The organism is Clostridium sp., assembly GCF_017888565.1.
GTDB lineage: Bacteria > Bacillota > Clostridia > Clostridiales > Clostridiaceae > Clostridium.
Genome location: NZ_JAGHFX010000082.1, coordinates 1 through 25,321 on the forward strand (window position 1 = coordinate 1; position 25,321 = coordinate 25,321).

Here is a 25,321-nt window from a genome sequence, read left to right on the forward strand (position 1 = left end):
CTCTATTTCATTATTTGAGAACCTTATTTTACTCATATTAAATCACCTCATAACTTTATTGTACAAAAAAAGAACCTATATAGATAGACTCTCTTTTATAAGTGTCCATCTTATAGGTTCCATTTTACAAATAGCTCATCTCTTTTTTATCATAATAAAGTTTATAAGTATGAAATCACACTTATAGTTTTACCATCAATTATTTCACCTTTTTTTATCATTTCTTTAACATTATTTATATTTAATATTTTTACACTTGTAAACTCATCCTCATCTTCATTCTTTTCACCTAAAGACAAATCCCAAGCCTTATATAAATGTATGATTTCATCACAAAATCCAGGTGCCGTCGCAATAGATCCTAAATATTCTATTTTTCTTGCAATATATCCAGTTTCTTCTTGAAGCTCTCTTTTTGCACATTCCATTGGGTCTTCATTTTTATTAAGCTTACCTGCTGGTATTTCTAATAATGTTTTATTTAATGGTAATCTAAATTGTTCTACTAATATTATATTCTCTGAATCTATAAATGCTATAACTGCACAGGCTCCTGGATGTTTTATAACATCTCTGTTTGTATTTTTACCATTAGGTAACTTTACATCAATATTTATAAAATCTATAAAATTTCCTTTATGAATTAACTTTTCATTTAATATTTCTTCATTCAAATTCATTATATTTCTCCTTATAAATAAATACAATTTTTTAACTTTACTATACCATGCTAAATTTAAACTATATTATAAATATTATATCATAACTTTTAATTTATAGACCTAATACTTATCTCCTTTTCTTTAAACTTTAAATCAATTAATTTCATTCTCTTTTTTTAATCTCAAAAATTAAATAAATATTTTTAACAAACAGAGAGATTTTAATTATAAAACATAACTCTTTTTACATATATTTTTTATAATTTAATAAATTGTTTAATCTCTTATTTAAATTTTAAATCTCTTAACCTTATATATACGGTAATTCTTCAACTTACTTATTTTTCTTAATAAATCTAAAATAAAAAACACCCTCTAAACAATTGGAATAAACCCAACTGATAGAAAGTGTTCTACTTACTTGATTTAATATTAATTTATTGGTGTCAAATACACTTAGTTGCTATAAACAACATAGATTTTACTTGTTCAAATTACTTGTTCAACATTCATTTTACTGACTTTCTACAGAAATTAAGATACTTTATTCTTAAGTCTTAGTTTATCAGCAATAATTGCTATAAATTCTGAATTTGTTGGCTTTCCCTTTTCATTATGAATTGTATATCCAAATAACTTGTTAATAGCATCCACTTGGCCTCTTCCCCAAGCTACTTCTATTGCATGTCTTATAGCTCTTTCAACTCTTGAAGCTGTTGTGTTATATTTTTTAGCTATTGATGGATATAATTCTTTTGTAACAGCAGACAATAGTTCCATATCGTTAACAACCATTGTAATTGCTTCTCTTAAATACATATATCCTTTAATATGAGCTGGCACACCAATTTCATGGATTATGTTTGTAATTTCAGTTTCTAAATCTATTGGTCCTTTAGATTGATGTCTAACTTCTTGCTCTACTACAGTAGATTGCTTTCTAACAGTCTCATTTGAAGAACCATTAAACATTTCTCTTATTCTCTTAGTGAAAACATCCATATCGAATGGTTTTACAACATAATAATCAGCACCTAAAGTAATAGCTCTTTGCGTAATTTTATCTTGACCAACTGCAGAAAGAACTATTATTCTTGGCATTTTTTCCAAATTCATTGTGTTTAATTTTTCAAGCACTCCTAGACCATCTAAATGTGGCATAATTATATCTAAAACTACTAAATCTGGTTGTTTTTCCTCTATAAGAGCTAAGGCTTCCCTTCCATCCTTAGCAACTGCAGTAACTATAATATCTCTTTGATTTAATAAATAATCGTTTAATATACTGCAAAACTCCTTGTTATCATCAGCTATTAAAACTGAAATTTTTGAATCATTCATATTTTTCTCCCCCATCTTCCCAAAATACTCCAATTAATTCGAGTACATACTAAGTTCTTTTAAAAATTTATCTTTTATAATTCATCTATAAATATTATATATAGACATAACAGAAAAAAACAATCCTTTTCAAGATTAACTTAATCTCATTATAACACAATTTATTTGAATTTAATAGTTTTTTTACATTTTTTTCAATATTTTATTATAATATTTATATTTTACATATATAAATTTCATTTTTCTGACAGTAAAAATAATAAGAGTATAATTATACTCTTATTATTTTATATAATTATAACACTTATTGTATTATAAAACTATTCAAATTTACTAATTTTTATTCGATTACTCCTGCATCTTTTAACATCCATTCAATGTATATTCCATAACCTACATCTGGTTTGTTTATTAATACATGAGTTACTGCTCCCACTAATTTATCATCTTGAATAATAGGACTTCCACTCATTCCTTGAACTATTCCACCTGTTTTTTCTAAAAGTTCTTCATCTGTAACTTTTATTACCATACTCTTAGGTCCAGGCTCCTCCTGGGGTAGTAATTTTACTATTTCTATATCGTACATTTTGGGACCATTTTCATCTATTGTAGTTATAATTTTTGCTGCTCCTTCTTTAATCTCATTCCTAAAACCTACTTTTAGCGGTTTATTAAAACTTTCATTGACTAAATCATTATTTGCTTCTCCAAATATACCAGCTTCTGTATTTTTTTCTATTTTTGCTAAACTTTCTTTTTCATTTACAAATAAGCCTTTCAATTCTCCTGGTGAACCTTTTTCACCTTTTCTAACACTTATCACTGAAGAACTTAGCAAATCACCATTTCTTATTGTAAAAGGTTTATTAGTATCGCCATCTGTTATAGGGTGACCTAAAGCCCCAAATATTGAAGTATTTTTATCGTAAAATGTTAATGTACCTATTCCTGCAGTTGAATCTCTAACCCAAAGTCCTAATTTATATTCATTATTTTCTTTTTCTAAATCTATCTCTTTGCTTTCTATGCTACCATTTCTAAGATAATCAACATTTATTTTAGAATTATCAAGGTTTTTGATTTTTTTTGATAAATCCTTTGAACTTTGTATTTCTTCCCCATTGATCTTTATAAGTACATCTCCAAGTTCTATGCCAGAATTTTTGGCAGGACTTTCAACCTTGCCTTCTACTGATTCTATATCAGAGTGTCCCACAACTAAAACACCTTTAGTTGATAATTTTATTCCTACACTTGTTCCACCTGGATATACTTCTAAGTCATTCACTTTAGATACCGCAACCGACTTAACAGGAATAAGCCCTAAAAGTTTTACTTGAAGCTTATCCTTATTTATTTTGCTGTTCTTCATAAATATATTATCTGATAATACTACATCAGAAGTTGAAGCAGCCTCATTAACGTATATTTTTTCTGGAATACTACTTAAACTAAAGAAAGTAATCAAACCCAGAATCAACATTGGAGTTATTACTACGCCTAAATATTTTAACTTTTTCATCCTCATATCATCTCCTCCTTTGCTTCTGTATTTAACTTTCCCTTATCTGCATTCATATATGCTGTGTTAAGTTTGTTAAAAACGTTAAAAATTTTAAAGATATAACTTGAAAAATATAAAAAAATAAAATCATGGTAAATAACCATGATTTTAGTGTGTTCATTTTTTATTAAGTTATGTATTTCATCTATGAATAACTTTTCAATATTTCTTGTTTTTTAAGCTCTGCAAAAGCAACCATCTCTGAAGCATTTTCTAAAGTAACATCGCTTACTTCATCTCCACTAGTCATTTTTGCAATTTCTTTTACTTTATCATATTTATCCAAAGTTCTAATTTGTGTATATGTTTTTTCATGCTCAACTTTTTTTGATACAAAATAATGACAATCAGAAAGTGCTGCTATTTGAGGTAAATGTGTTATACATAATACCTGATGCTTAGTAGAAACTTCATACATTTTTTCTCCAACTCTTTTAGCAATAGTTCCACTTATTCCTGTGTCTATTTCGTCAAAAATAAGAGTTGGTATTTTGTCCTTATCAACAAAAACACATTTAAGTGCTAACATAATTCTTGAAAGTTCACCACCAGAAAGGACTTTTTCTAATGGTTTTAAAGGTTCTCCTGGATTTGTAGAAATTAAAAAAATAACTTCATCAAAACCTCTTGAATTAAAATTTTCACTTTTTTCTATTGATATTTTAATTTCTGCTTTCTCCATTCCAATATAAGATAATTCACCCTTTACTTTTTCTTCAAGATTCACAGAGTTCTTTTCTCTTATATTATGCATTTCTTCAGATACTTGTCTCATTTCTTCTTCTATATCTTCTCTTTTTAAATTTAACTCTTTAATTATTTCTTCTGAGTTTATAAGTTCATCATACTGCAATTTTAATTTTTCTAAATAATTTAAAATTTCTTCTACTGATTCCCCGTATTTTTTCTTATATAAACTAATTTCATATATTCTAGAATTTATCTTTTCTAATTCAAATTCGTCATAATAAATTTCAGATGATAAATCCCTTACTTCTCTTGAAATTTCTTCTAAAGTATAAAGAGCTTCTTCCATTCTTTCTCTTTTATCTATTAATTTTTCAAAATGCTTTTCAACTATAGAAAGCTCATTGACAGCTTTTGATATTCCTTCTATCACTGAAATACCTTCCATTGGATTATCTAAAATAGAATATGTTTTACTTAGTGCTAGAGAAATTTTTTCTGCATTTGAAAGTAAATTAAATTCTTCATTTAAACTTTCTTCCTCTCCAATTTTCAATTTAGCTTTTTCTATATCGTCAATTTGAAATTTTGTATAATCCACTAGCTTTTCTCTATCTGAATTACCATTTAATTCTTTTATTTTTTCTAAAATTAAATTTTGCTCTTTTCTTAAGCTTTCAAATCTGTTTAAGTATGGATTTAATTCTTCTCCTATAAAGTCATCAAGATAATATATGTGAAATGCTCTATTTAATAAATTTTGATTTTGATGTTGCCCATGTATATCTAATAATTTCTCTCTTATTTTTCTTAAATACGAAAGTACTACTGATTTTCCATTTACTTTTATTATGCTTTTACTAGATAAAGTTGTTTCTCTTGAAATTATTAGTATTTCATCATTATCAATATCTAGCTCTTTTAAGACTTCTAAAAGTTCTTCATTTTCGATTGAAAATATTGCTTCAACAAAAGTTTTTTCTTCGCCATATCTTATTAAGTCTTTTGAAAATTTTCCACCTAAAACATAATCTATAGTATCAATTAATATTGATTTCCCAGCACCTGTTTCTCCAGATAATATATTAAAACCTTTTCCAAATTCAACACTTAGTTCCTGAATTAAAGCAAAGTTCTTTATATTTAATTGTAATAACATATTATATCACCTTTAATTTTATAAAATCATTTTTCTAACTTTCTCTACTAATTCTTCTGCCTTATCTAAATTCCTTACTAATATAAAAATTGTATTATCTCCAGCAATTGTTCCTGCAACTTCTGTATCAAATAATGTATCTATTGCTTCAGCAACTGCCATAGCAGAACCTGTTAGTGTCTTTACAACAACGAATTTATCTACGTTTTCTACTGATACAGCTGCATTGGATAAAATGCTAGATAACTTATCATTAATATCCTTTGATTCCTTAGATGATGCAACATATCTGTAATTTCCTGAAGCACCTTGCATCTTTATTAGCTTTAGTATTTTTATATCTCTAGAAACTGTTGCTTGAGTTACATCAAATCCAGCTATTTTTAACTCTTCTGCAAGTTCCTCTTGTGTTTCTATTTCTTTTTCACTAATTATCTCTAAGATTTTGTTATGCCTCTTTGATTTCAAATTAATCACCTTCACATTCTTTCCAGTTATTTAGAATTTTTGCCCGTAGTACTTTAAAATAATCATAATCATCAAATAAAACTATGTTTGCATATTCTTTTGCTTTTTTTATCTTTATTATAGTTTGATTTGTTGTCTTTATAGCTTTTTGACCATCGAAAGTTATATAAACTTCTTCATCTTCATTTTCTGCTTTAACTTCAATTTCGCTACAACTATTTAAAACTATTGTTTGCATCCCATTAGGATGAGGACAAATTGGAGTTAAAGTAATTACGTCTACATCGGGATAAATAAAGGGACCTCCAGCTGAAAATGAATATGCCGTTGATCCAGTAGGTGTTGCTATAATTAAGCCATCACCTTTAAAATTATAATATCTTTTACCATCTATAAATATTTGAAACTTTACCATTCTTGATAATGTTCCTCTGGCTACAACTATATCATTTAGAGCCAATGACTCATTTTTTATGCCTTCTAGAGGTAAATCGCATGTTAAAAGCATCCTCTTTTGTGAAATATAATCTCCTTTTTTTAGTTTTATAAAAGCTTTATCCATTTCAGAAACTTCTATACTTGATAAAAACCCTAAATTTCCAATATTAATTCCTAAAATAGGTACATTTAATTTCCCATTTATCCCTCTAGCAACACTTAAGATAGTCCCATCTCCACCTAAAACTATTATAAGGTCAAGTAGTTCCTTAAATTCACAATTTATTATATCATAACTATTTAACATAATTATTTCTATATTATTAAAATATCTATAAAGCTTTTCTTTTACCTTCATGGCAATTTCATTCTTTTCATCTTTAGATGGATTGATTGCAATGGCAACTTTCTTCATAATCATGCCCCCTTATACTGTATCTAATATATAATATAAAGTTCATTTAAGACTTCAAGTCATTACTTGAAGTCTTAAATGAAAACTATTATTAATATATCTTATAGTGAGTTATGAGATTCATTTACTATTCTTTCTATATCATCTAAAGTAAAAATTGATTCTTTATTTGTATCTTTAGTAAAGTAAACTAAATATTCGATATTTCCCTCTGGTCCTTTAATTGGAGAATAGCTTACAGATAAAATATTTAAATTTTGACTAATTAAAAATTCTACTATGTCTAAGACTACTTCTTTATGAACATTTATATCCCTAACGACACCTTTTTTTCCTACTTTTTCTTTTCCTGCTTCAAATTGAGGCTTTATTAATGCAACAACTTCTCCACTTTCATTTAATAAATTTAAAGTTGCAGGCATTATTTTCTTTAGTGAAATAAATGATACATCTATAGATGCAAAATCTGTTAATTCTCCTAAAGATTCAGGCGTTACATACCTAATATTAGTACGCTCCATACAGACAACTCTAGGGTCTGTTCTTAATTTCCAAGCAAATTGTCCATATCCAACATCGATTGAAAACACTTTTTTTGCATCATTTTGCAACATACAATCAGTAAATCCTCCAGTAGAAGCTCCTATATCCATACAAACCTTATCTTTTAAGTTTACTCCAAATTCTTTTACAGCTTTTTCAAGCTTTAGTCCACCTCTACTTACATATGGTATTTCTTGTCCTTTGAATATAATGTCTGCATCAATATTAACCTTTTCTCCAGCCTTATCAACTCTTTGTCCGTCTACAAATATTTTGCCAGCCATTATACTAGTTTTAGCACGCTCTCTTGATGTGAATATGCCTTTTTCAACTAAAAGTATATCTAATCTCTCTTTTTTCCCAGACATCTTTATCTCCTTTATTTGTTAAGTTCTATGATAGCTTCTGCTATTCCTTCTGGATCTAATTTATTTTCTTTATATAATAAATCTACATTCCCCTGTGGAACAAATTTATCCTTAAATCCTAATGCTTCAAATTTATTTCTAAAGCCTAGTTCATATAACTTCATTAAAACATAGCTGCCAAATCCACCATTTGTTATGTTATCTTCAATAGTAACTATATCATAACCTTCTTCTACTAAACTTTTTAACATACTACTATCTAATGGTTTTACAAATGTAGCATTTACTATTGTAGGATTAATGCCATTAGCTTTTAATATATCTTTAGCTAGTAATGCATATTGAAGCATTTTCCCAACTGCAATTATAGCGATTTTTTCTCCAGTTACAATCTTTTCCCATTTACCATAACTTATTTCTGTTAATGGATTCATTTCATTACAGCAATCTGAACCTCTAGGATATCTTATCGCTACTGGTCCATTTTGTGTAAGAGCCCACTTTAGCATAACTTTTATTTCATCTAAATGTTTTGGAGCTAATACTGTCATATTGGGAACTTGAGATAAATAAGATAAATCAAACATTCCTTGATGAGTTTCCCCATCTTCTCCTACTAATCCTGCTCTATCTATTGCAAAAATAACTGGCATATTTTGAATACATACATCATGTATTAATTGATCAAATGCTCTTTGCAAGAATGTTGAATATACAGCAAAAACAGGTTTTAAGTTCGCACTTGCAAGACCAGCTGCAAGAGTTGTTGCATGTGCTTCAGCAATTCCTACATCAAAAAATCTATTGGGAAACTCTTTTGCAAAGTTCTTAAGTCCTGTTCCATCAGGCATCGCAGCAGTTATTGCAACTATTCTATTATCTTCTTTTGCTAAATCTAGCATAGCATCACCAAATACTTTTGAATATGATCTTTCACTTGGAATATATGCTTCACCACTCTCTAAATCAAAAGGGCTTACTCCATGGTACTTATTTGGATTTTTTTCTGCTAGTTCATAACCTTTTCCTTTACTTGTAACTACGTGTATTATAACAGGCTCATCAATTTGTTTTGCCTTTTCTAATACTTCAGTCATCGTTTCTATATCATGTCCATCTATAGGCCCTATATACTTTAATCCCATATCTTCAAAAAGCATAGATGGTACTACAAATTGTTTAATACTGTCTTTAAATCTAGAAATGCAGCTTGCTAACTTTTTACCTGCATTAGAATTACTTAAGGTTTCATTTATATTTGATTTTAATTTGTTATATTTTGGTTCCATCCTTAAGTTATTTAAATGTGTTGATAATCCTCCAACATTATGTGATATAGACATTTGATTATCATTTAAAATAACAATCATTTTTGTTTTATTAAATCCTACATCATTTAATGCCTCTAAAGCCATACCACCAGTTAATGCTCCATCTCCTATAACTGCAATAACTTCATTATCTTCTTTTTTAATATCTCTAGCTCTTGCCATTCCTAGTGCAGCAGATATCGACGTACTACTATGCCCTGTATCAAAAGCATCATATTTACTTTCACATCGTTTTGGAAATCCACTTAACCCATTATGCTTCCTAAGATTATTAAATTGATCTTTTCTACCTGTTAGTATTTTATGAACATAACTTTGATGACCAACATCCCAAACTATTTTATCTTTTTCTAAATTAAAACTTTTAAATAGACTTATAGTTAGCTCTACAACTCCTAAATTAGAAGCCAGATGTCCTCCCGTTTTAGAAACGCTATCTATTAAAAATTCTCTAATTTCTCCAGCAAGTACTTCTAATTCAACATTTGATAACTCTTTGACTTCTCCAGGAGAAGTAATCTTATCTAATATTCTACCCATAATTAAACCTTTCTTTCTATTAAAATTCTCGATTTAATAAATCTAAAGTTATTGTTTCTAAATTTATCGATTCTACAGAAAGGCCGTTCAACAATTCAATACATTCTTTTGTTAAATTTTCACATTCTCTTTCACAATATTCTAAACCAAATAAAGATATAAAATTGGATTTATTATTATTTTCATCACTTTTAGTATTTTTACCAAGCTTTGAAATATCCCCTGTTATATCTAATATATCATCCTTAATTTGAAAAGCTAATCCAAGCTTTAATCCAAAATCATTTAATATTTCTATATCTTTTTTAGGAGCATCTGCAATGATAGCTGCTGCTACAATAGACACCCTTATTAATTCTCCAGTTTTTTTACTATGCATATAAAGGAGCTCTTCTTTAGATATTAATTTCCCCTCATTTATAATATCTACGATTTGGCCGCCAATCATACCTTCTGGACCTGCTGCTTCTGCTATTTCCCTTGATGCTATTAGTGCTTTAGATCCATTTTTTATTGAAAATTTCATCATTAAACTCATTGCTTCATTTAATAACATATCTCCTGCTAATACAGCTATATTTTCACCAAATTTTTTATGATTAGTCGGCATCCCTCTTCTTAAATCATCATTATCCATACATGGAAGATCATCATGTATAAGAGAATAAGTATGAATCATTTCTATTGCTGAGGCCATTTCTATTACGTCTTTATAATTTTCTTTGTATAATCCATAAGTCAATAAAAATAATATAGGTCTTATTCTTTTGCCTCCTATATTTAAGCTATAACTTGCTGAATCATATATAACTTTATTATAACTTCCTTTATTATTAAAATATACATTTAAATACTTATTTATAAAATCTCTATGTTTTTCTATAATATTACTCATTCTTTAGCTCCACTTCCATATTTTCTTTTATTGTTGTTAGCTTTCCTTCTAAAGAATTTAGTGTTTTGTATAATTTATTAATAAGTTTAACTCCACTTTCGTATTCTTTCATTAAATCCTCAAGTGGAAGTTCATTGTTTTCCATATTATTCAAAATAGTTTGTAGGCCTTTAACCATATCATCATAAGACTCTTTTTTTGCCATAAACTCTTCAACTCCTTAATCCCTGGAAATAATTTTTCCTTTAACTTTTCCATCTTTAAATATTATATTAAATTCATCTATTTTTTTTATCTCTTCTTTAGATGAAATTATATTCTTTTCATTATCTTCAATAATTGTATATCCTTTTTTTAATACATTTATTGGGTTATGAGCTTCTAAAATATCATTTAACGATTTAATTTTAAGCTTTTCTTTTTCTATTTTATTAAAAACTAATTTTTTTATTCTATCTTCTATTCTATCTAGTTCCAAATAAGAATTAGATAAAATTATTTCTGGACTATTTAAAGATAATATTTTTTTATAGTTCGATAATTTTTCTTTTTCATAATTAAATTTATTAAATACTATTTCATTTATTCTTTTATTATAAATATCTATTCCATTTATTATATCACTTTCTAGTGGAACAGCAATTTCCGCAGCTTGTGATGGAGTTGATGCTCTATAGTCACTTACAAAATCAGATATTGTAAAATCAACTTCATGCCCAACAGCTGAAATTATTGGTAGTTTAGATTTAAATATTTCTTTGGCTAAAGCTTCCTCATTAAAATTCCATAATTCTTCTATAGAACCTCCACCTCTACCTATTATTATAACATCTACACTTTTAGTTTCATTGAAATATTTAATTCCCTCAATTACAGTTTTATAAGCACCTTCTCCTTGAACTAAAGCTGGATATAAAACAATATCAATTAAACTACTTCTTCTTCTTGAAACATTTATTATATCACGTATAACCGCTCCAGTTTCTGACGTCACAACTCCAATTCTTTTTGGCATTTTAGGTATTTCTTGTTTATACTGTTCATCAAAATAACCTTCATCTTGAAGCTTTTTCTTAAGCTTTTCAAATTTTATATGTAGTTCACCAATTCCTTCTTTTTGTAACTTTTCTATATATAATTGAAGTAATCCTGTTCCCGGATAAATAGAGCATCTAGCATTAGCTATAACTTCCATTCCTTCTATTAATTTAAAGTCTAGATCCGCACTATTACTTTTAAACATAACACAATTTATTTTACTTATTGAATCTTTTAAAGAAAAATATATATGTCCACTACTATGATATTTTAAATTTGATATTTCTCCTTTTACTAAAAGATTGTTTAAAATAAAATCATTATCTAATGTTTTTTTAATATAGTTATTAAGTTCACTAACTGTTAAAGTTTTAATTCTCATTATTCTCTAGCGCCTCACATGAATTTTTTATAAGTAGCGTCGTCGTTAAAGCTCCAACTCCGCCTGGAACTGGTGTTATCTTTTGAACTATTTTCTCTACTTTCTCGAAATCTACATCCCCAGTGATTTTACCATTTAGAGATGATGTTCCAACATCTATTATTATAGAATTACTATTTACATATTCATCGGTTAAAAACTTTGGTTTTCCTATTGCTACTACAATAATATCTGCTGATTTACAAAGTTCTTTTAAGCCTCTAGTTTTTGAATGACAAATTGTAACTGTAGCATTTTTATTTAATAATAATTGTGCTACTGGTTTTCCTACAATATTACTTCTTCCTATAACTACAACATTTTTACCTTCAAGTTCAATATTAGATCTGTCCAATAATGTTATTATCGAATTCGGAGTACAAGGCAAATATATTTTTTCATTACAATACAATTTACCTTGATTGATATACGTTAAACAATCTATATCTTTTGCTGGGGAAATGGTATTTATTATTTTCTTTTCATTTAATCCTTGTGGAAGAGGAAGTTGCAATATTATTCCATCAACTTCTTTATCAAAATTTAATAATTCTATTTTTTTTATAATCTCCTCTTCTGATATATCTTCATTAAGTAATAGTTTTTCAAAATTACAACCAAGTGAAAGAGCTACTTTTTCTTGATTATTAATGTAGTACACAGAGCCACCATCATTTCCTACTAAAATTGATACTATCTTCGGAGGCCTAAGCCCTGATTCTTTTCTTTTTAATATGTATTCTTTTATTTCTTCTTTTATAGTATTTGAAATTTCTTTACCATTTATAATTTTCCCCATGAAAAATACCCCCATTACATTTTATAAACTCTTAAATGCTTTATCTAAAACTCCATTTACAAATGAAACACTTTTTTCATCTGAATATTTTTTTGTTAATTCAATTGCTTCATTTATTGCAACCTTTTCTGGAACATCTTCTACATAAATCATTTCTGCAATTGCTAATCTTAATATTGAAATATTAACTTTTGATACTCTATCTATCTTCCAATTTGTTAATGATTCTTCTATTTTTTGATCTATTATAGTTATATTTTCCTCAACCTTAGCTAAAATTTCTTTTATATATTCTAAATCTATAGTTTTTAAATTCATTTCATAATCTTCTATAAATGTTTCTATTGTTTCCTCTAATGTATTTTTGCTTAAAGTCATTCCAAAAAGTAATTCCATGGCTATTTCTCTAGATCTTTTTCTATTCATCTTATCCTCCTAAGTGTTCTTACTACTAATATTATTAACCTTCTAAAACTTTCTAATCATAAATATACTACAACAAATTTATTTAAAGCACAAGGAAAACACCCTCTGAAAAATCAGAGGGTGAAATTAATTTTCCTTACTTTCTTCTTTTTCAGTTTTTGGTAAGTAGATGCTTTGAACGTTTATATTAACGTAATCAACATTCAATCCTGTCATTGCTTCAACAGTCCTCTTAACATTTTCTTGAACTGCATTTACTACTTCTGGTATTTTCACACCATACTCTACTGCTAAATTTAAATCTATTATAGCACTATTTTCGCTTAAAGTTACTTTTACATTTTTTCCTACATTCTTCTTACCTTTTAGCAATTGTGATATGTTGTTACCACCTATTTGTTGTAAGTCTTCTACGCCTTTAATTTCTTCAGCTGCAATTCCTGCTATTACACTAACAACTTCATCAGAAATTTTTACTATCCCTAGATTATCATCATAGTTTTTATTTTCCATGTACTTACCTCCTAAGTGTTTTGATACCAAAACTCTTTTTTTCTTATGTTCATTATATCAAACCAATAATTATATTACAATGAATTATTTCTTTGATTCTATTATCACATCGCTAATTCCAGAAACATTTTCAGCAATTTCTTGAATTGCAGCACTATCAGCTTCTGTTACTTCATCAGCTTGAACAACTATCCTAACTTTATTGCTATCTATAGAGCATAACACATCTTCAAAACCTTGATTTTTAACATTAACTTCTATTCTACCTTCTTGATCGATAATCATAGTTTTTTCTCTTAACTCATTATTTGCAAGATCTTTTTGTTCTTGAGATGTATTTACATCATTTATTAATGAATTTAATTGTTGAATTGTTGCTGCATCTTTTTGATCTCTTTCACTTCTTATGCTAAAGAAATAATCTTGAGTTCCTAAAGTTTCTTTATCATTTTTCTTTTCATTGTCCTCATTTTCTTCTGTTCCTTGTGATATAACTTGGCTAAAATCTGTTGGATCATTTAACCCCGTCTTATTCAATTTTGCTGCAATAACTCCTACACATACTATAAGAGCCATTAGTGTGAAAATAATACCAAATTGTTTTTTTGTCATTTTGATTTCCCCCCATCATCTTTTTCATTTTAATTATATGCTAATTTTTCATAGGATATACATTAACCTTATCTATTGAAATTCCATATAAACTTGATACAGCTACTTGTATATCATACTTAACCTTACTATTACTTGCGCCTTCGGCTACTATAACCACTCCGCTAATCTCTGGTTTATTAGTCTGCAAAATATATGGCTCATTTTTGCTTCCATCTCCTGCCATAACAACTTTGCTTCCATCTGTCTGCTGAGTATTAGTTCTTTTACCACCTTGATTATCTGTTTCTTCCGTTGTTGCTTCTTGGGTAGTATTTTCAGTTGCTGGGACCTTTACTTCTCCACTTTTAAAGTAAATCATTACCTCAACTTCTCCTACGTTCTCTATTTTGGTTAAAAGATTTTTCAACTCTTTTTTTTCTTGAGCTTCATAACTATCCATTGCTTCTTCTGATTGGCTTTGTATGTCAGATGAATTTTGTGTCGTAGTGTTTACACTTGTTGGTTTTGCTTCTTTTTTTCTACCAGTTGTCAAAAAGCTAATAGCCAACAAAACAAAAGCTAAAACTAGTGCAATACAAACTGCATTTAAAAACTTTTTATCGTTTATAACGTTAGCTAGCTCCTTTTTCCAATCACCTTTCCCCATTTTCTCACTCCCATCAATTTACTTTATATACTTCTATTTTATCTTTAGAAACATTTAAAGATTCTGCTAAGTAACTTATTATTTCATCTTCGTTATTTACTTTTTCATCCTGGGAAGATACGCTTTTACTATCTTCCTGTGAGTTTATAATTATCTTTTGTATCTTAGAAACATCTTTATTTTTAACTCCTACTTGAACTTTATCAATGGAGTAATTAATGTTATTCATATCAACTTCACAATCTATATCACTAACAAATTCTTTGTCTATAAACTTTTCCTTTAAAAGTCTATTACAGTTTTGTTCTAAATTTTCTTTAAATACACTTTCACTATTACTCTTATAATCTTTGCTTACTTCAACACTTTCATTTTCACTAAGTTCCATATACTTTTGCATCTGCAAAGAAATACTTTCTTCACCTTTACTAAATAAAGAAATTATAGGAGAAAGCATAACAGATATAAGTATTAGCCCTAAAACAAATTTTAAATACTTTTTCATATTATTATCAGGAGCTATAAATTCAATTGCCGTCATTAGTATAAGCATAGTAGCTAGGGTTATTACAAATCCTTTTATTTCTTCCATATTCCTCTTTATCCCCCTATAACAAATTTACCTGCTGACGCCATAATTCCAAGTAATACAAAGAACATGAGACTTACAGATAAAACACATGACATTATAAGTATCAAAGAATCTCCTGCAGAAGCAATTGAACTTGTTATTCGTTTATCACTTATTGGTTCTATAATTGCTGCTGTCAATTTATATACAAATGAAATTAATACTAATTTTATTATTGGATATAGCATCATAAGTATTATTATGATTAATCCAACAGAACTTACAGCATTTTTTATTATTAGTGAATATCCTGCTACAGATGCAATAGCATCTGAAAAAGCTTTTCCTACTATAGGTATAAAATTATCTATAGCAAATTTAGCAGTTTTAAGTGTCACAGCATCAATAGTTGATGATGTTATTCCCCTAACTGTTAATAATCCTATAAATATAGTTAAAATTATCCCCTGAAGCCATATAGTAATTTGCTTTGTAAGCTTACATAAATTACTTATTTTATGTTCAGTTGAAATATTGTTTGTAAATTCTAAAACAAATGTAATAAGTATTAGTGGTATTATTACTGTTGTATATATTCTTGGGATAATTAATGTTGCACCAACTATTATAGGATCCATAGTTGCAGCTTGTGTAAAGCCTCCTACAGTTGCAATCATCATAACTAATATAGGCAAAATAGCTGCCATAAAATCTGATAAATCTTTGATTATATCAACCGCTATGTTTATAGAAACTATAAAACTTTTAGATAGTATAACTATTAATAATGCATAACATGTAAAAAATGCTATATTCGATATACCTTCACTCGAAAATGCTGTTTGTAGATTTTTAAGTAATGCACATATTATTGCAATTACTATTATACTTATTGATAATGCAAGTACAGTTTTAACTTCTTTAAACAAGAAACTTATTACAGCATCACTAATAGTTTTAAATGATAAATTCCCTTCACCATTTTTTATATAGCCCTTGATATATTCAACAGGATCCAAGTCATTCATTATTTCAATATCTGATTTCATATTATTTATATAGTTATATAATGAATGTAATTTATTATTAACTTCTTCATTTTCTATTTTAATTTCTTCATTAGATGTTTCATTATTAATATTTATCCTATTAATATTATTTTCATTAGCTAAAGCACTTTTACTAGGAAGAACTATAAAAGCTATGATAACTATACTTATAACTAATATAATTCTCTTTGTTAAAATATCTTTTATCATAAAAACACCTACAATATTTGTAAAATTGATTGAAGAACAGCCATAAGTATTGGTATTGCTAATGTTAATATCAAAATTTTAGCTGAAAATTCAACCTTACTAGCTATGCTAGCAGCGCCTGCATCTTTGCATATCTCACTACAAAATGTAGCTAAATAAGCTATAGCTAGTATTTTTAAAACAACTCCTATATAGACCATATCAATATTAGCTTTATCTGCTATACTTTTTATAAAGTAAATTACATCATTAAGTTGTGTAATTACAAGCAAGAAAATTATAACTCCTGCTGATAATGATATTAATATTGATATATCACTTCTTTTATCTTTAAAGAGAAGAAACATAAATAATGCAGCAAAAGCAAAGCCAACAATCTTAATAATATCCATAATATCACCTATAGCATAAACATAGTTCTTACAGTATTAAATAGATTTCCTATAAGTCCTATTACTGTAATTAAAATTATTACTATTCCTACAATATTAGCTATTGTTGCAATTTCATCTTTACCACTAGCTTTTAACACTTTCTCTAAGACTACAAGAAGGACACCCATAGCCCCTATTTTAAATATAATAGTTACATCTAGCATTTATTAACCTCCTACTAAATTAAAAAAATCGAAATCATAGCACCTATACATACTCCTATAGCTCTATACATCTTTACATTCTTCTTTGCTAATTCTTCAGCAGATCTGCAATTTATTTTCATATTTTCTATTGTTAGGTTAAATAGTTTATCTTGTCCGTAAACTCCTGACTCTCCAAGTGATCTTAAAAAATCTTTTACTAATCTTTTATCCTCTTCATTTAAGTAAAATTCAAATTTATTTTTTTTATATTCACTTTCAAACGCTTCATATACGCTTGTACTTTCTCCTTTTAAAAGCTTATCAGAAACAGCTGATAAAATAGACTTTATAGGAGCTTCAACCTTTAATGAAATATATTTCAAAGCTTCTGGAAGAGGTGTATTTGCATATATTACCTCATTATTTAAAAACAAAATTGATTTTAATATCGAATTAAGTTGCCTACTCCTCTTTTTAAAATTTTCACCATAGTAAAATCCTATATAGGTACAAGATAGAAAAATAATGATAACTGCTGTTATCTTAAGCACTTAAATTCCCCCTCTACTCCTATTGAATATATTTGTTCTATTGTTCCTACCCCGTTTCTATTACTTAAAACAACTATTCTCTCTAAAATAGAATTCTCTAATAAATCTTTAAAAACTTTTCTTTTATAAACATCTTCTATACTATATCCATGGATAGTAACTATAATATTTACTCCAGAGTTAAATGCCATATGAAGAGCCTCTATATCTCCATCGGTTCCTATCTCATCACAAATTAATATGTCTGGAGATAAGCTTCTTATAGCCATAATCATCCCATCTTTTTTTAAACAATTATCTAAAATATCACTTCTAATTCCAACATCCAATTGTGGAACTCCATTAAAGCAAGCAGCTATCTCACTTCTTTCGTCTATAATAGATACTTTTTTACCTTTCAAATTTACAATAGGCATCCCAGTAGAGATATTTTTAGCTATATCTCTTAAAATGGTTGTTTTACCACATTTAGGTGGAGAAACTATTAAAGTATTAAATACTCTATCTTCCTTAGTTATGTACTTCATAATTTCATTAGAGCATCCTATCACTTCTCTACATATTCTTATATTTAAAGAAGATATATTTCTTATAGTTCTTACTTCTCCATTTACTAAGATGCATTCCCCTGCTATTCCTATTCTATGTCCACCTCTAATTGTAATATATCCTTGCTTTATTTCTTCTTCATAAGCATATAATGAGTAATTTGATATCTTAACCAAAATTTGCTTTATATCCTCAACTGTAGTTACATATTTTAATATTATTTCCTTATATGCTAGGTTAACTATTATTGGCTTATGAACTTTTATCCTTATTTCTTGGACAGGTTCTTTTAAAAGTATTTCTTTTAGTTCATTACTGATCTTTAAAGGCAATACCTTTAAAATCTCCTCCTCATTCCTCACTTCATCACTTCCTTTTCTAATGTTATATTTAAACTTATTTCTCTCTATCAAATAATATTCATACTTATAATTAAATATGTAAAATATTTTTAATTAACTATAAAAAAATAAAGTTAATTATTGAGATAAGTTTTTCTATAAAAATCTCTTAGTTTAATTAATATTTTAAAATTGTCTCTTATATTCATTTTTTTATTTTTTATTGATTAATATTTTTTCAACTGATTATCTATATGATTAAAACTAATATTAATATACTTCTTAAGTAAACTAATAAATTTAAGTATCCATTATCTAAATTTTATAAAAATACTTAAATACTAACTTTATTTATATTCTGTAAGCTACTTTTAAATTTATTTAAATATTAACATTATGTTGTAATTTATATATGATTAATATTTATTTGTTGAGTGATAATAGTATTGCTTAATATTTTATTCTCAATATACTATTATTCTTAAAACAAAAAAAACTATCAGTTAAACAACTGATAGTTTTTTGTTTCATTATTTCTTATTAGCAATTTAATTAAATTGCTTCTTCATGGCAAAATGGGCATGGTATTGATTTATTGTTATCTATAGATTCTTTTTCAACAAAAAGAGGCTTATTACAACTCTTGCAATTTACTTCTATATACTCTTCTTCCATTTCTATAAGATCTTCTATTGAAACCTCTTCAAATAACTCATCTTGCAATCCTGTAAGATCTTCATCTATGTATTGAACATTTTCCTCTAAATAATCTTGTCTATTATTCATATCTTCAATTACATTTGACATATCATCTAAAACTGATAAAATGCTACTAAAAATGTTATTATATTTATCATCACCTATATTAGCAACGTTAGTTTTAATATTTTCTATTTTTTCTTTTATATTTTTCACTTCTTCACTTCCTTTAAATAGAAATATTGTCTATTCAAATTATACCCTAATATTGGATACTTTATATATAAATTTTTGTTTATTTAACTTTTATTGTAATCTTTATAGAATAAAAAAGCTAAGTAAAAACTTAGCTTTTGTTATTATACTCTTTCCATGTATTCACCAGTTCTAGTGTCTACTCTGATTACGTCTCCTTCATTAACGAACATAGGAACATTTACAACTGCACCTGTTTCTAATGTAGCTGGCTTCATTGCATTTGTAGCAGTATTTCCTTTTATTCCTGGGTCTGCTTGAGTTATTAGTAATTCAACAAAGTTTGGAGCTTCTACTGAGAAAGCCTCTCCTTTATAGAACTTTATCACAGCAAACATATTTTCTTTTATGAACTTTATAGCATCTTCTACTTTTTCGTAGTTTAATGGAATTTGTTCAAAAGTTTCTTGATCCATGAAGTAGTATAGTTCTCCATCTGAATAAAGGTATTGCATTTCTTTTCTTTCGATTACTGCTTCTTGTAATTTAGCTGTTGGGTTAAAAGTTGTATCAGTAACACCACCAGAAATAACATTTCTTAATTTTGTTCTTACGAATGCTGCACCTTTACCTGGTTTAACATGTAAGAAGTCTATTACTGTATAAACTTGTCCTTCATGCTCGAAAGTAGTACCTTTTCTTAAATCTCCTGCTGATATCATTAAATATCCCTCCAAAAACTTTATTCCATATATTTAGTATAACTCTTTGTTACCTAAATAGTCATAACTTCAACAATGTTTATGACATAACAAAAATATTTTATCAAAATTCACAAATAAATGCAATTACTTATACTAACTTCTAAAAAATATTGTCATTATTTACTTTTTAATTCTAGCTCTAACAAGATATTTTCTTTGTCATAATTTAAATTATAATTATTTATATAGTACTCATCTATTTTGTTCAATGCATCCAATACCTCAATTTTATTTCCCTTTAAGATGCATTTTATTATCCAACTACTTTCATCTATCTTATTATAACTTAATATTGTTGAATTATTTACATTATTAAATTCCTTCTCTATGTCCTTTATATATTTAACATTTTTCACTTCTGTTATACATGGTACAGCATCTTTAGAGGAATCTTTTTTATTAAAAATCATTATGGAAACTTGAAATATTGTTAAAAATATAACCATCAAATGTAGTATTTTAATTTTTTTCATAATCTAACCTCTAATGTGAAATGATTTTCTTCATTTTTGATAATAGAATTTATCTTTATTTTATCATTTTCTTCTATTTTAAAAACTTCTTCTTTATTTTTCACCTTAACAAATCCATTATTATTTTGTATATTCATGTTTAAAGTATTAGGAGTTATATTATTTATCCATTCCTCTATATTTTCTTTTTTAATTCCTTTTTCTATATACATGTTATTTTCTAAGTTATTATTATATACTTCTTCATATTCTTTATTTTGTAAAATCTTATTTACTGATGTAGGAATTATTATAATATTTAACATTATTAGTATTGAAATTAATTTGTTATTCTTCTTATTTTCATTTAAATCTAATTTATCTATAAATTCATTTGGTATGAAATTCTTATTTTTTAAATATTTCTTCATAAATTTTTTCTCCTATATTTATACTATAGTCATAACTATCAATAGTTATATCTTCTATACTTTTATCTATAATTAACTTTTTATTTTGGCTTTTATATTCTATTATAAATTTTTTTATATCTTTATCGTCATTGGTTATATAAGAATTTTCAATAAATCCATTTTCTATATTAATTAGGTGAAATAAATCCTTAATTTTATATATTATTATTGAATCCTTACTTCCCCTTAATTTCTTTATTACATATTTTCTTATTAAAAACTGTATAGGCTCTACTTGTAGATGAGTAACATTTGTACAAGATTTAATAAAGTTACTATATCTTATAGAATAAATATATATAACTTTAGATTTTTTCAAAAATTCATGATGAAACAACAAATTATTCTTATCTGAAAAGTCCTCTGAAATCTTTTTTTCAATAAATTTATCAACACTTATTCTTTTATTAAGTATCTGATATTTTTTAATAAATATTCCTTGTGATAAAATCAATAGTCTTCTTTTATTTCCTAGCTTTTCTAATAGTGAATTTATATTATAGCTATCATATTCTTGGCCTTTATAATAATATTTATTGTTAAATATACCTATAGAATTAACCATATCTACTCCTTAATATAAATATATTTTGTTTTATAAGTAGTTGGAGTAAAGTAAGCTTTATTTCCAACTTCATTTTTCTTTAATTCAATATACATAACTGAATTTTCTTTCTGTCTTGTTAAATAATAGCTTCCGTCTTTAAATTCAACCTTTAAGTTTTTTTAATTCTGGGTAATCTTCAGACTTTTTCTTACTTACTTTTTGTAAAAATTCTTTCTGATCTAATTTGTTATCTTCAGCCACAGTATTTATAATTTCTAAAACTCTTTCTTCTTCAACTTCCAGAGTATACAAATCCCTATAGGTTTTATAATTTTGAGATTTTATATAGTTATTGTATATTATTTTTATTGAAAGGTTTACTATAGCAAGTATAAATAAGAATACTATTAAACTTTCAACAAAGATATATCCGTTCTTTTTAGACATGCTTTTTATATGCATATTATTCTTTCCTCTCCATCAAGACTATTTATCTTTAAATAGTATATTTTATCTTTTTTTATTATTGTAAAATCAGAAACTTTTCTCATTATTATATTAATACCTTTTCTTTTATTATCTATATATGTTTCTAGAACTATTTTTTTATTTATATTATCTAAGAAAATTCTTTTCTCCTTTATTTCATTTTTATTATGATCTATTTTATATATCATTTTTATCATAGCATCATTATTTAGATCAGTTTCTTGAATCTCTATCGATTTAACCATTTGTGTCTTTAATAACCTATCAATATTTAATAATGCGTCATCAAAAGAATCTTGTGATACTGCATTTTTTATTAAGCTTGTATAGTTTTTATTAGCAGTTAACGCAATTTTAAAAGATAAGGTAAGTAAAATTAATTGGATAAACATAACTAGTATAAGTTCTATTAAAGTAAAGCCGCTCTTTCTTTTATCACTTTTAACAATTTTATTTCTTTTCCATCCAATAAGATTTAATAAACTCTCTTTCACATAAAGTACCTCCTTCTTCATCATTAATTCTTATTTTTAACAAAATTGCTTTTGAATATTTTTCCCCAAAGAAAATAGAATTACTTAACTGCTCTATTATAATGCCATTACCCCTCTCCATATTTAATATAGATGTAGTAGTAAGTTTATTTAAAATATCTTTTGAGTACTTATATGATATTTTATTTTCATTAAAAGCTCTATTTAGCTCCTCTAATGTAACATTATATTTTATTTCACTTTCTATCGAATAAGCTACTCTATCAGCTTCATTTTTTATATTTCTAACCTTTCTAGATCTAGCAGCAACTATTCCAATTTCTACTGCTATAGTTGCTGCAATTAATAAAATTGCAAGAGCAACTATACTCTCAACCAAAGTGCTTCCTTTTTTCAATCTATTATATCTCCTTCATTTTCATCTATATCATTTACTCGTATAATGTCATTTCCAACAGATACTTTTATTTCTATAAGTTTATCCTTATATGATAAAGTTATAGTTCCAGCTGTCTTTATAAAGCCTTCCTTATTAATATTATTAATTCCATTTTGAAAATTTGATGTTACTTTAATATTATCATCTAAATTTAATATTTTTGTTAATTGATGATTTCTTTCAATCACTTCAAATACAACATCTTTTTTATTCTTACTTATAGCAATATTTCCAACAACTTCATTTTTCCTACAATAGCTCTTTGCAAAACTTAGCAATCCTCTAACTTCATATACATTATTTTGAAGCTTTAAGCTTTCAATTTTATCTTTAAAATATTTAACTCCACCAAATCCAACTGTCGAAAGTAATGTAATTATTGACAATACAATTATTAACTCTATAAGTGTATACCCTTCCTTTCTCATCATAACCCGCCATCTAATAATGAGCTAAATAAAGGAACAATAAACGTCATTAAAAAAGCTATTACAAATGCACCCATAATTAAAATTGATGTTGGTTGTAAAATCGCCATATATCTATTTATATCTGATAATAACTTCTTTTCTAAATGATCAGAAAGTGATTTCATTCTTTCATCCATAGATCCACCTTCTTCTCCTAGCTTTATAATAGAAGTTGTATAATTACAGTAGTAACCATGTTTCTTTAAGCTTTCAGATATTGTTTCACCTCTCAATATACTTGAATTTAATAATAAGAATCGTTCTTTCAAATTTGAATTTTTAAAGCTAGTTGCAGAGTATATTAGTCCATTTGATAAATTTACACCGCTTCTAATTATTATAGATAGAAGTGAAATAAAAACAAATTCATTAAATTCTCTAATTATTGATATTTTATTAAGTACGGCTTTAATATAATTTTTAAGGTAAAACCTATATATTATATATGGCAGTAAAATTCCCCAAGCAAGAAAATATATAAAAAAATATATTGGATTAGTTTTTATATAATTCACAAAATTATAAAGAAACTTACACACACTCGGTATTTCTATATTTAGGTTAAGATAAAACTCATATAAGCTTGGTATAGTTACAAAAGCAATAAATATAAAAACTGAAATAATAGATACTAATAGTAAAATTGGATATGCTAAAACATTTTTAATTGTAGATTTGAAAAAGCTAATTTTATCATAATACTCCTCCAAGCCTTTTAAGACTTCTGATAAGTTCCCACTTTTTTCGCCCATAGAAACCATTCCAACAAAAAATTCTGGATATAAATCATTAAATTCATTAAAGCTATCATTTAATGATTTCCCCTCAATAATAAAGTTTTTTATATTCTTTATACTTTCTTTATAAGTTTTTCTTAATGGTAATTCCGTAAGCAAATCCATCATAATTAAAAGTGAAATTCCTTCTTTATGAAGCATTGCCATGTTTCCTGATAATAAGCTTAAACTATTAAAATCTAGTTTATTAAATTTTAATTTTATTTTCTTCATAATTAAGACCTTCTTCTATTAAAAAATTATTGTAATCTATAATTGATATTTGTCCATTAGTTAATAGATCATTTAAGTTATCTATCATTTCTTCATTATTTAATCCTGTTATTTCCTGGAAAATATTTGAAATTTCTTTTTTAATTTCTTTATTAATAAATACAACTGAACTTACTACTTTTCTACCTTTATAACCTGTATAGTTACAAATACTGCATCCTACACCTTTGTAATTTATAATTTCATTCCCTTTAAATATAAACTTCATATCTTCTTTTTTACAATTATCACAGAATACCCTTATTAGTCTTTGAGATACTATTCCAATTAGAGAATCTTTAATTAGATATTGCTTTACACCCATATCCTCAAGTCTAAAATATACTTCTTGAGGAGTCTTTGTATGAATTGTAGAATATACTTTATGTCCAGTTAATGATGCAGTAACTGCCATATTAGCAGTTTCTTCATCTCTAATTTCTCCTATCATAAGAACATCAGGATCTTGCCTTAATATACTTCTGAGTCCAGTTGCAAATGTAATATTTGCTTTCCTATTTAAACTC

At 26.5% G+C, this 25,321-nt stretch carries 33 protein-coding genes; all 33 read right to left on the reverse strand.

Annotated elements, in window-relative coordinates:
* Nucleotides 1-161 precede the first annotated feature (161 nt).
* Nucleotides 162-680, reverse strand: a complete 519-nt coding sequence (locus J7M87_RS15845; protein WP_291652433.1) for an NUDIX hydrolase — start codon at nucleotides 678-680, stop codon at nucleotides 162-164.
* Nucleotides 681-1,196: 516 nt separating this feature from the next.
* Nucleotides 1,197-2,003, reverse strand: a complete 807-nt coding sequence (gene spo0A, locus J7M87_RS15850) for a sporulation transcription factor Spo0A (RefSeq protein ID WP_291652435.1) — start codon at nucleotides 2,001-2,003, stop codon at nucleotides 1,197-1,199.
* A gap of 340 nt (nucleotides 2,004-2,343) precedes the next feature.
* Entirely contained in the window at nucleotides 2,344-3,534 is a 1,191-nt protein-coding gene (gene spoIVB / locus J7M87_RS15855) for a SpoIVB peptidase (protein WP_291652437.1), read from the reverse strand.
* A 181-nt stretch (nucleotides 3,535-3,715) separates the two neighbouring features.
* Nucleotides 3,716-5,416, reverse strand: a complete 1,701-nt coding sequence (recN, locus tag J7M87_RS15860) for a DNA repair protein RecN (protein ID WP_291652439.1) — start codon at nucleotides 5,414-5,416, stop codon at nucleotides 3,716-3,718.
* An 18-nt stretch (nucleotides 5,417-5,434) separates the two neighbouring features.
* A complete protein-coding gene (locus tag J7M87_RS15865) occupies nucleotides 5,435-5,884 on the reverse strand; it encodes an arginine repressor (protein WP_035285282.1) in 450 nt (149 codons plus the stop codon).
* Between the two features lies 1 nt (nucleotide 5,885).
* Nucleotides 5,886-6,737, reverse strand: coding sequence for an NAD(+)/NADH kinase (locus J7M87_RS15870; protein ID WP_291652442.1), 852 nt, complete (start codon nucleotides 6,735-6,737; stop codon nucleotides 5,886-5,888).
* Between the two features lie 101 nt (nucleotides 6,738-6,838).
* Nucleotides 6,839-7,648: a TlyA family RNA methyltransferase gene (locus J7M87_RS15875; RefSeq protein WP_291652444.1), complete on the reverse strand. Its 810-nt coding sequence runs from the start codon at nucleotides 7,646-7,648 to the stop codon at nucleotides 6,839-6,841.
* Nucleotides 7,649-7,659: 11 nt separating this feature from the next.
* On the reverse strand, nucleotides 7,660-9,519 hold the full coding sequence (dxs, locus tag J7M87_RS15880) for a 1-deoxy-D-xylulose-5-phosphate synthase (RefSeq protein ID WP_291652446.1): 1,860 nt from the start codon (nucleotides 9,517-9,519) through the stop codon (nucleotides 7,660-7,662).
* 19 nt (nucleotides 9,520-9,538) lie between these two features.
* Nucleotides 9,539-10,414, reverse strand: coding sequence for a polyprenyl synthetase family protein (locus J7M87_RS15885; RefSeq protein ID WP_291652448.1), 876 nt, complete (start codon nucleotides 10,412-10,414; stop codon nucleotides 9,539-9,541).
* Nucleotides 10,407-10,619, reverse strand: coding sequence for an exodeoxyribonuclease VII small subunit (gene xseB, locus J7M87_RS15890; protein ID WP_008679120.1), 213 nt, complete (start codon nucleotides 10,617-10,619; stop codon nucleotides 10,407-10,409). The genes J7M87_RS15885 and xseB overlap by 8 nt, the downstream gene beginning before the upstream one ends.
* A gap of 15 nt (nucleotides 10,620-10,634) precedes the next feature.
* The gene (gene xseA / locus J7M87_RS15895; RefSeq protein ID WP_291652451.1) at nucleotides 10,635-11,834 is read right to left on the reverse strand and encodes an exodeoxyribonuclease VII large subunit; all 1,200 of its coding nucleotides are present in this window, start codon (nucleotides 11,832-11,834) and stop codon (nucleotides 10,635-10,637) included.
* Nucleotides 11,824-12,672, reverse strand: a complete 849-nt coding sequence (locus tag J7M87_RS15900; RefSeq protein ID WP_291652453.1) for a tetrahydrofolate dehydrogenase/cyclohydrolase catalytic domain-containing protein — start codon at nucleotides 12,670-12,672, stop codon at nucleotides 11,824-11,826. The genes xseA and J7M87_RS15900 overlap by 11 nt, the downstream gene beginning before the upstream one ends.
* A gap of 21 nt (nucleotides 12,673-12,693) precedes the next feature.
* A complete protein-coding gene (gene nusB / locus J7M87_RS15905; RefSeq protein WP_291652454.1) occupies nucleotides 12,694-13,098 on the reverse strand; it encodes a transcription antitermination factor NusB in 405 nt (134 codons plus the stop codon).
* Nucleotides 13,099-13,224: 126 nt separating this feature from the next.
* Nucleotides 13,225-13,611, reverse strand: coding sequence for an Asp23/Gls24 family envelope stress response protein (locus J7M87_RS15910; RefSeq protein ID WP_291652456.1), 387 nt, complete (start codon nucleotides 13,609-13,611; stop codon nucleotides 13,225-13,227).
* Between the two features lie 84 nt (nucleotides 13,612-13,695).
* Nucleotides 13,696-14,223, reverse strand: a complete 528-nt coding sequence (locus J7M87_RS15915; RefSeq protein ID WP_291652458.1) for a SpoIIIAH-like family protein — start codon at nucleotides 14,221-14,223, stop codon at nucleotides 13,696-13,698.
* 40 nt (nucleotides 14,224-14,263) lie between these two features.
* Nucleotides 14,264-14,872 carry a stage III sporulation protein AG gene (gene spoIIIAG, locus J7M87_RS15920; RefSeq protein ID WP_291652460.1) on the reverse strand — a complete coding sequence of 203 codons (609 nt, stop codon included), beginning with the start codon at nucleotides 14,870-14,872 and terminating at the stop codon, nucleotides 14,264-14,266.
* Between the two features lie 13 nt (nucleotides 14,873-14,885).
* Entirely contained in the window at nucleotides 14,886-15,464 is a 579-nt protein-coding gene (spoIIIAF, locus tag J7M87_RS15925; RefSeq protein WP_291652462.1) for a stage III sporulation protein AF, read from the reverse strand.
* 8 nt (nucleotides 15,465-15,472) lie between these two features.
* Complete coding sequence (gene spoIIIAE, locus J7M87_RS15930; protein ID WP_291652464.1) at nucleotides 15,473-16,702, reverse strand: stage III sporulation protein AE; 1,230 nt, start codon at nucleotides 16,700-16,702, stop codon at nucleotides 15,473-15,475.
* 8 nt (nucleotides 16,703-16,710) lie between these two features.
* A complete protein-coding gene (gene spoIIIAD / locus J7M87_RS15935) occupies nucleotides 16,711-17,094 on the reverse strand; it encodes a stage III sporulation protein AD (protein ID WP_291652466.1) in 384 nt (127 codons plus the stop codon).
* Between the two features lie 8 nt (nucleotides 17,095-17,102).
* Nucleotides 17,103-17,300, reverse strand: a complete 198-nt coding sequence (spoIIIAC, locus tag J7M87_RS15940; RefSeq protein ID WP_291652468.1) for a stage III sporulation protein AC — start codon at nucleotides 17,298-17,300, stop codon at nucleotides 17,103-17,105.
* 14 nt (nucleotides 17,301-17,314) lie between these two features.
* Complete coding sequence (gene spoIIIAB / locus J7M87_RS15945; protein ID WP_291652470.1) at nucleotides 17,315-17,833, reverse strand: stage III sporulation protein SpoIIIAB; 519 nt, start codon at nucleotides 17,831-17,833, stop codon at nucleotides 17,315-17,317.
* Nucleotides 17,821-18,744, reverse strand: a complete 924-nt coding sequence (gene spoIIIAA, locus J7M87_RS15950; RefSeq protein ID WP_291652471.1) for a stage III sporulation protein AA — start codon at nucleotides 18,742-18,744, stop codon at nucleotides 17,821-17,823. Before spoIIIAA ends, spoIIIAB begins: the two co-directional genes overlap by 13 nt.
* 531 nt (nucleotides 18,745-19,275) lie before the next feature.
* Nucleotides 19,276-19,638, reverse strand: coding sequence for a CD1247 N-terminal domain-containing protein (locus J7M87_RS15955; protein ID WP_291652473.1), 363 nt, complete (start codon nucleotides 19,636-19,638; stop codon nucleotides 19,276-19,278).
* A 143-nt stretch (nucleotides 19,639-19,781) separates the two neighbouring features.
* A complete protein-coding gene (gene efp / locus J7M87_RS15960) occupies nucleotides 19,782-20,339 on the reverse strand; it encodes an elongation factor P (protein ID WP_008679144.1) in 558 nt (185 codons plus the stop codon).
* Between the two features lie 158 nt (nucleotides 20,340-20,497).
* On the reverse strand, nucleotides 20,498-20,854 hold the full coding sequence (locus J7M87_RS15965; protein WP_291652475.1) for a hypothetical protein: 357 nt from the start codon (nucleotides 20,852-20,854) through the stop codon (nucleotides 20,498-20,500).
* Nucleotides 20,851-21,264, reverse strand: coding sequence for a hypothetical protein (locus tag J7M87_RS15970; RefSeq protein ID WP_291652477.1), 414 nt, complete (start codon nucleotides 21,262-21,264; stop codon nucleotides 20,851-20,853). Before J7M87_RS15970 ends, J7M87_RS15965 begins: the two co-directional genes overlap by 4 nt.
* On the reverse strand, nucleotides 21,242-21,871 hold the full coding sequence (locus J7M87_RS15975) for a hypothetical protein (protein ID WP_291652479.1): 630 nt from the start codon (nucleotides 21,869-21,871) through the stop codon (nucleotides 21,242-21,244). The genes J7M87_RS15970 and J7M87_RS15975 overlap by 23 nt, the downstream gene beginning before the upstream one ends.
* 144 nt (nucleotides 21,872-22,015) lie before the next feature.
* A complete protein-coding gene (locus J7M87_RS15980) occupies nucleotides 22,016-22,315 on the reverse strand; it encodes a hypothetical protein (protein WP_291652481.1) in 300 nt (99 codons plus the stop codon).
* Nucleotides 22,306-22,836, reverse strand: coding sequence for a prepilin-type N-terminal cleavage/methylation domain-containing protein (locus J7M87_RS15985; protein WP_291652483.1), 531 nt, complete (start codon nucleotides 22,834-22,836; stop codon nucleotides 22,306-22,308). The genes J7M87_RS15980 and J7M87_RS15985 overlap by 10 nt, the downstream gene beginning before the upstream one ends.
* Complete coding sequence (locus J7M87_RS15990; protein WP_291652485.1) at nucleotides 22,793-23,233, reverse strand: type II secretion system protein; 441 nt, start codon at nucleotides 23,231-23,233, stop codon at nucleotides 22,793-22,795. Before J7M87_RS15990 ends, J7M87_RS15985 begins: the two co-directional genes overlap by 44 nt.
* Nucleotides 23,230-23,703 carry a prepilin-type N-terminal cleavage/methylation domain-containing protein gene (locus tag J7M87_RS15995; RefSeq protein ID WP_291652487.1) on the reverse strand — a complete coding sequence of 158 codons (474 nt, stop codon included), beginning with the start codon at nucleotides 23,701-23,703 and terminating at the stop codon, nucleotides 23,230-23,232. The genes J7M87_RS15990 and J7M87_RS15995 overlap by 4 nt, the downstream gene beginning before the upstream one ends.
* A complete protein-coding gene (locus J7M87_RS16000) occupies nucleotides 23,703-24,755 on the reverse strand; it encodes a type II secretion system F family protein (RefSeq protein WP_291652489.1) in 1,053 nt (350 codons plus the stop codon). Before J7M87_RS16000 ends, J7M87_RS15995 begins: the two co-directional genes overlap by 1 nt.
* Nucleotides 24,730-25,321: ATPase, T2SS/T4P/T4SS family (locus J7M87_RS16005; RefSeq protein ID WP_291652491.1), on the reverse strand; the 592-nt coding region annotated here is incomplete at its 5' end. The genes J7M87_RS16000 and J7M87_RS16005, both read right to left, overlap by 26 nt.